Source organism: bacterium, assembly GCA_037131655.1.
In the GTDB taxonomy this organism is placed as follows: Bacteria; Armatimonadota; Fimbriimonadia; order Fimbriimonadales; family JBAXQP01; genus JBAXQP01.
This window is the reverse complement of record JBAXQP010000156.1, coordinates 1-6,584: the sequence shown is the minus strand read 5'-3', so window position 1 is coordinate 6,584 and position 6,584 is coordinate 1. Positions and strand designations below refer to the sequence as shown.

At 49.9% G+C, this 6,584-nt stretch carries 4 protein-coding genes; 3 read left to right on the top strand and 1 reads right to left on the bottom strand.

All coding sequences use genetic code 11. The annotated features are described in order from the left end of the window. The first annotated feature begins 196 nt into the window (after nt 1–196). The 3 genes from WCO51_08225 to WCO51_08215 all read left to right on the top strand — a co-directional run bounded on the left by WCO51_08225 (nt 197) and on the right by WCO51_08215 (nt 5,391). Nucleotides 197–991 carry a peptidoglycan recognition family protein gene (locus tag WCO51_08225; protein ID MEI6513244.1) on the top strand — a complete coding sequence of 265 codons (795 nt, stop codon included), beginning with the start codon at nt 197–199 and terminating at the stop codon, nt 989–991. Continuing rightward, entirely contained in the window at nt 988–2,046 is a 1,059-nt protein-coding gene (locus tag WCO51_08220) for a hypothetical protein (GenBank protein ID MEI6513243.1), read from the top strand. The genes WCO51_08225 and WCO51_08220 overlap by 4 nt, the downstream gene beginning before the upstream one ends. A gap of 108 nt (nt 2,047–2,154) precedes the next feature. Continuing rightward, on the top strand, nt 2,155–5,391 hold the full coding sequence (locus tag WCO51_08215) for an alpha-mannosidase (GenBank protein ID MEI6513242.1): 3,237 nt from the start codon (nt 2,155–2,157) through the stop codon (nt 5,389–5,391). 165 nt (nt 5,392–5,556) lie between these two features. Here WCO51_08215 and sucC read toward each other — a convergent pair. Next, a partial coding sequence (sucC, locus tag WCO51_08210; GenBank protein ID MEI6513241.1) for an ADP-forming succinate--CoA ligase subunit beta occupies nt 5,557–6,584 on the bottom strand: 1,028 nt, incomplete at its 5' end.

Genomic DNA, 6,584 nt, shown 5'->3' with positions numbered 1-6,584 from the left:
CCCTCGTGCCCCGTCATTCCCGAAACTACAACACGTGTATTCTCATCGATTAGGATAGCCATGATCGCTCTCCTTAAACTTATTGTTTAAATTCTACACTAAAGTGCGTACCAACTGCTCATCGCGAACGTATTAATGTCATAGGAAGCTAATTAATGAATTCAGGAATCTTTTGTCAGTTTATGGACAATATCATATGGCTCGCGATAAAATAGAATTAGTTCCTATCGCAAGCTGGCAGTCGGAAAGTTGTCCGGAGTGCTCGGGACTCACTTGGTATCCAAATCGAATTGACAGGGGGCGAATGCTCTTGAAGGTCGAACAGACTGATGACATGCCCCGGACTGGACTGTTGATCTGGATCATTGCAGCGCTAATCATCGGAGTACTAATTCTGTGGACCGTAGTTCGATTAACACCAAAAAGACATCCTAACTCGCAATTACCACCTGCGGTACTTCAGAACCCGATTGGGATTGTCTTTCATCATAGCGGCACAGGCGCGTACATGGGACGTGACCGAGTAGATGCGCAGTTTATTGATCGGATGCATGCCAAAAACGGGTGGCAAGTCGTATTCGAAGGCAAGGTATATCACATCGGTTACCACTACGTTATTATGCCTAATGGTGAGATTCAGGCCGGTCGGCCGGAACATTGTTTAGGAGCGCATGCTCGCGGCTATAACGAGCATTATCTCGGCATCTGCTTTATCGGCAATTTCCAAAGTAATAAACCCTATTTCCGAAAGCATGGTCCAACTAAGCCGACCAAAGCGCAGATGCTGGCTGCAATCAAGCTCACCACAAGCCTTATGCAGCGTTATCATATCCCTATCGATCATGTCATCAAGCATAATGACTTGAATCAAACATTCTGCCCGGGGAAACGCTTTCCCTTTCACTACTTGATTTCGCGGCTTAATACGCTGATGGGCCCTAAAATTGCGCATAGTCCAGTATTACAACCGCTGACCGATCGGCATCTATGATGACTAATTTCGACCATCCGCTTGCAAAAAAAATCGCTGCCTTCATTGAAAAGGGTGAGGGTGACTTTGACGAATTAGCGTTGGAGCTATTTGCCTATCAATACGGGCGTAATCGGCCCTATCGTCAATTCTGTGATGCTTCAGGCCATACTCCGGCTTCCGTTAAGAAATGGGAGGGTATCCCAGCCGTTCCCGCTGTAGCGTTCAAACGGTACAATTTGAGCTGTGTTGAACCTAATAAGGCAGTATTGGTATTCCATTCCAGCGGCACCTCTCAAGGAAGCCCTAGCCGCCATTTTCTTGATAGTGATGCTGAGAAGCTTTATGATCTTTCTTTGAATACGGGGTTCAGGCAATACGTCTTGCCAAAAGGCGAGCAACTACCGATCTGGGCGTTGATGCCTTCGTTCGAACAATCTCCCAATTCTTCTCTTTCGTATATGGTCGAGTCGCTGATGCGAGAAATGCCTGGGCTGGATCATCGCTTTTTCTGGGACGAAGGTATCCCTGAAGGGTTCGAAATCGCGCTGTGTTCAGCCCAATCACCACTGATTCTCTTCGGCACCGCTTTTGCATGGATCACTGTCTTTGACCGATGCCCGGATAAGTTTGAGCTTCCAAAGGGAAGTCTGATAATCGAGACGGGCGGATTCAAAGGCCGGATGCGTGAAGTTGCTCCTGAAGAGCTTTATCAACTCTTCGAAGAGCGTCTTAATGCCCCCGCCCTTAGCGAATACGGCATGTGCGAGATGGCTTCCCAGTTCTATGACAGCTCGTTTGTTGATAAAAATAGTAATGCCACTCGGCTTCCACGTAAGCTCGGCGTACGATGGTGCCGAACCCGAATTATTGATCCCCTTTCCGGTCAGGAAGTCGGCATAGGCGGAAGAGGACTGCTTACCCACTTCGATTTGGCAAACTTCAACTCCGTTGCAGCGCTTCAGACCGAGGATATCGGAGTTCGATTGGATGAGGGCTTTCAACTAATCGGAAGAGCGCAGGAATCCGAGCTTCGCGGGTGTTCTCTCACTGTAGAAGAACTTCTTCTCCAATAAAAAGTCACACAACAGCTAAAAGTGAACGCATTTGATGCCCAAGGAAAGTAAAATCATTAGAGCCTATTTATGGCTTTATGAATAAGAGACTGAGAAAGGAAAATAGTTGTGCACAAACACCCTTCTATAACACAAAAACGTATCGAGCAGTTTATCGAGAGCTATGTCAAGCCTCGATTGCTGGAGAAAAAGCAGGCGCTCTCAATTGAGATGCTCTATATGGGAGTTGAGAAATATGACTACCGCACCCAGGACGAGGTGATGAAAGCGATCGCTTCCAACGAGGCAAAAATGACCACGGTTGAGCCTGGTTATGGTTGGGGACCCGTTTGGAGCACTGCATGGTTCCGTTTCCAGGGAACCATCCCAGACGAGTGGGCAGGCGAAAAGATCGTCGTCTGCCTCGAAACCGGTAGCGAAACGATCATATGGGAGAATAATTCCCCTGTCCAAGGAATCGATTGGGCGCACCAGACCTATGTGCTTACAGATTGCGCTGTCGGAGGCGAGAAAATCGACATCTGGGCTGAGGTCTATGGCATCAATCCCGGCGTAAGTGACCATGGAAGAGGGGCTATCCCCCCTGCAGACATATACAAAGTCGGTGAATGCGTCCTTAAAATATATGACAACGAACTCTTCGGCCTATATTACGATTTAACTAATGCTTTTGACTTATTAAAAGAGCTTCCCGAGAATGAGCCTCGTCGCGGACAGCTTCTGTGGGCGCTTAATGATGTAGTCAACCTCTGCGTAAAAGAGATGCCCCCGATTGCGTTTGAAGTCAAAGACATCGAAGGTTTCCGCAAGGCAGCCAAGGCTGCGCGGGAGATTTTAGCGGTTGTCTATAACAAGCCCGCCGCTTCAAGCGCCCTTAATATGAGCGCCATCGGTATGGCTCATCTCGATTGTGCCTGGCTTTGGCCGTGGTGGATTACTGTCCGCAAAGCCGCCCACACTTTCTCAACTGCCATTAAAATGATGGATCAGAACCCCGATTACAAGTTCCTGGTCTCGCAGGCGGTGCAGTTGGAATGGGTTAAAAATGACCATCCGGCGCTCTATGAGCGAATAAAAGAGAAAGTTCGCTCTGGCCAATTCGAACTGGTCGGAAGTATGTGGGTCGAGGCCGATTGTAACCTGACAAGCGGAGAAAGTTTAGTCCGGCAATTTTTTTATGGCAAACGTTTCTTTATGAAGGAGTTCGGGGTAGAGACCAAAGATATGTTCCTGCCTGATGTGTTCGGCTATGCCGCCGGCCTGCCGCAGATTTTGCGCAAATGCCGAATCGACTACTTCATGACAATAAAAATGAGTTGGAATCAGTTCAACAAGTTCCCCCACAACTCGTTCCTGTGGCAGGGCATCGATGGCAGCAAAGTTCTTTCCCACTTCCCGCCATCCGATAACTGTAACGGTGTAATGACGCCGAAGGAATTGCTATTTAGTGTGCACAATGCCAAAGAACATGACCGAAGCGACCACGCGCTCTATCTATTCGGCTTTGGTGATGGAGGCGGCGGTCCGACACAGGAGATGGTCGAAAATATGCGCCGAGTGGCTGATATTGACGGCCTACCCAAGGTTCAGCCGGAACAATTGAGCACGTTTTTTGGCAAGCTTGTTGAAGATTATTGGGACACCGATAACCCCTCAGGCACGGCTGAAAAGCTTCAGCCCTATTATCTAAGCCTTCCTGAGAAGAAGGAAATGCCTGTTTGGGCGGGTGAATTGTATTTCGAACTTCACCGAGGCACCTATACCAGTCAAGCGGCGAATAAGCGCAATAACCGCAAAGCCGAATTGGCGTTGCGGGATGCTGAATTCTTATGGAGTGTTGCCCCAGGTGGGCTTAAAGATTATCCGCAGGAGAAGCTCGAACACGCCTGGAAGATCGTCCTTTTCAACCAATTCCACGATATCATCCCCGGTTCGAGCATCAGGGAAGTGTATCGCGATTCGGATAAAGAGTACGCCGAGGTCTTCCATATCACAAGCCAATTAATCGAAGAGGCAATGGAACGGATTGCATCCGGCGCCGATACAAGTGGGATGAAGCGCCCGGCGCTTGTAGTGAGCAATCATCCCGCCGGCCAGCAATTAGTTGAAATCCCAGTATGGGGCGGCACTGAAGTAAGCGCGGTCCAGCCTGTTAGCGGAAAATCATTCGCAGCTCAAGACGACCGAGGCCATGTCATCAGTGAAGTCGGAGGATTGCCCGATTACGGCTATATGTTCGTCGATTTGGACGGCAAAGCGGCAGTGAGTAAGCCAACCCTCAAAGTGGATAATCGCAAGCTGGAGAATAAGTTCGTGCGCGTCGAATTCGATGAGCAGGGCTTAATTAGCCGAATCCTCCATAAAGGCGCCAATCATGATGGCTCCAATCGGGAAGTTTTGGCCCCCGGAAAGAAAGCAAATGTATTTCAATTCTTCGATGACCAACCCTTAGGTTGGGATGCGTGGGATATCGAAGCTTATTATCATGAGACCGGCGAAGACATCACCAACTTGGAGAGCATGGAAGTGGTCGAGCGAGGCCCTGTGCGCGCGGCAATTAAGTTGGTGCGCAGCTTCAGCAACTCTCGCATCACCCAATACGTGCGTCTGACAAGCGAAAGCCCTCAGATTGAGTTCTATACAGAGATCGATTGGAAAGAGGAGACCAAGCTGTTAAAAGTGGCCTTCCCCGTTGACATAAACTCGCCAAGGGCAACTTATGAAATCCAATATGGCTTTGCCGAGCGCCCGACCCATCAGAACACCAGTTGGGATATAGCCCGCTTTGAAGTCTGCGCCCACAAATGGGCCGATTTAAGCGAGGCTGATTATGGAGTTGCGCTTCTTAACGACTGCAAATATGGGCACGACATCTTCGGCGGCGTCATGCGCCTAACCCTCTTGCGCGCTCCCGTCGCACCGGATGATCTCTGCGATCGAGGCCATCATGTTCTGACCTATGCCCTCCTCCCGCACGTCGGCGATTTGCGCCAAGGCAAAGTCATCGAAAAGGCCTACGCCTTAAACGCCCCAGCCCATGCGATGGAAGTAAAGCCCTCCGCTGGCCAACTCCCCACTTGCCAGTCTTTCTTTTCGGTCAACAAACCCGGCGTAATCATCGAAGCCGTCAAAAAAGCCGAAGATGAAGAAGCCCTAATTATCAGACTATACGACGCCCACAACTCACGTGGCCCGTGCAAGCTGACAACAACTCTCAAGGCAAGTAAGGCCTATCTTTGCGACATGCTGGAAGACAACCTGGAAGAGCTCCCAATAGCCGATAACGCTATTAATTTAAACTTCAACCCCTTCGAGATCGTGACGGTGAAGTTGTATTTGAAGTAGGCGGAAGGCTGATCCGGGCCATTCCCCCCTTGGAAAAGGGGTGTAGGGGGCACAGATCCCTACACATGTAAAAATGTCAAAGCGAGGTTGATTGTACCGAATCAACCTCGCTTTGACTTAACTGATAGTTAACCCTCTCCGTCCTTCGATACGGCCTGGGTCAGCTTAAGAAGAGAGTCTTACAGCTTCCACTATCTTACTCGCGGCCTCTTGCATGGTTTCGGCGAGGATTAGGTTGGAACCTTCTAATAATTGGCGGCCTTCGGCGGCGTTGGTGCCTTCAAGCCGTATGACAACGGGGATTTTGACTTCTAATTCACCAAATGCCTTGAGTATGCCTTGAGCGACCGCATCGCCTCGGGTGATGCCGCCGAAAATATTGAAGAAAAGCCCTTTTACGTTGGGATCATGCAGTACAAGTTCGACTGACTGCTTGACCTTCACCGCACTAGCTCCGCCGCCGATATCCAAAAAATTCGCCGCACTTCCCCCTGCTCGACTGACTTCATCCATCGTCGACATCACTAGCCCTGCCCCATTGCCGATAACTCCGATATCTCCTGTCAGGCGAACGTAGGCTATTCCGTTCCGTTGGGCCTCCGCTTCGATGGGGTCGTCCGCTGTGGCTTCCTGCATCACTGCCAAGGCTTTTTGGCGAAAGAGGGCGTTATCGTCTATCGTAACCTTCGCATCGGCGGCAATGAGCATTTTTTCAGGGGTTTGCGCCAAAGGGTTGATTTCGATAAGAGAGGCATCGACCGATTGGTAAGCTTTCAGCAGGTTCATGATAATTCCGACTAGCTGCTTTTTTACCATCGGGTCGATATGGGCGCTGTCGATTGCCGCTCGGATTTGATAATCCCATAAACCCCATTCCGGATCTATAGGGAGTTTAATGATAGCTTCTGGGTGTTTGTGAGCGACTTCCTCGATATCCACACCGCCCATCGCGCTTAGAATGACCGTATCGCACTGAGCCGAACGATCGAGGGTGATTGCCAGGTAGTACTCTTTATCGATAGCTATCTGCTCGACCACCAAGACCTTGTCGGGAATCATGCCCTGTGGATTTTGGGCGGAGATGAGTCGGGTGCCGATAATGTCCTTTGCCGCTTCAGCAGCTTGGCTGGGAGTGTCGACAAGGCGAATTCCTCCCGCTTTGCCTCTTCCGCCCATATGAACCTGAGCTTTAA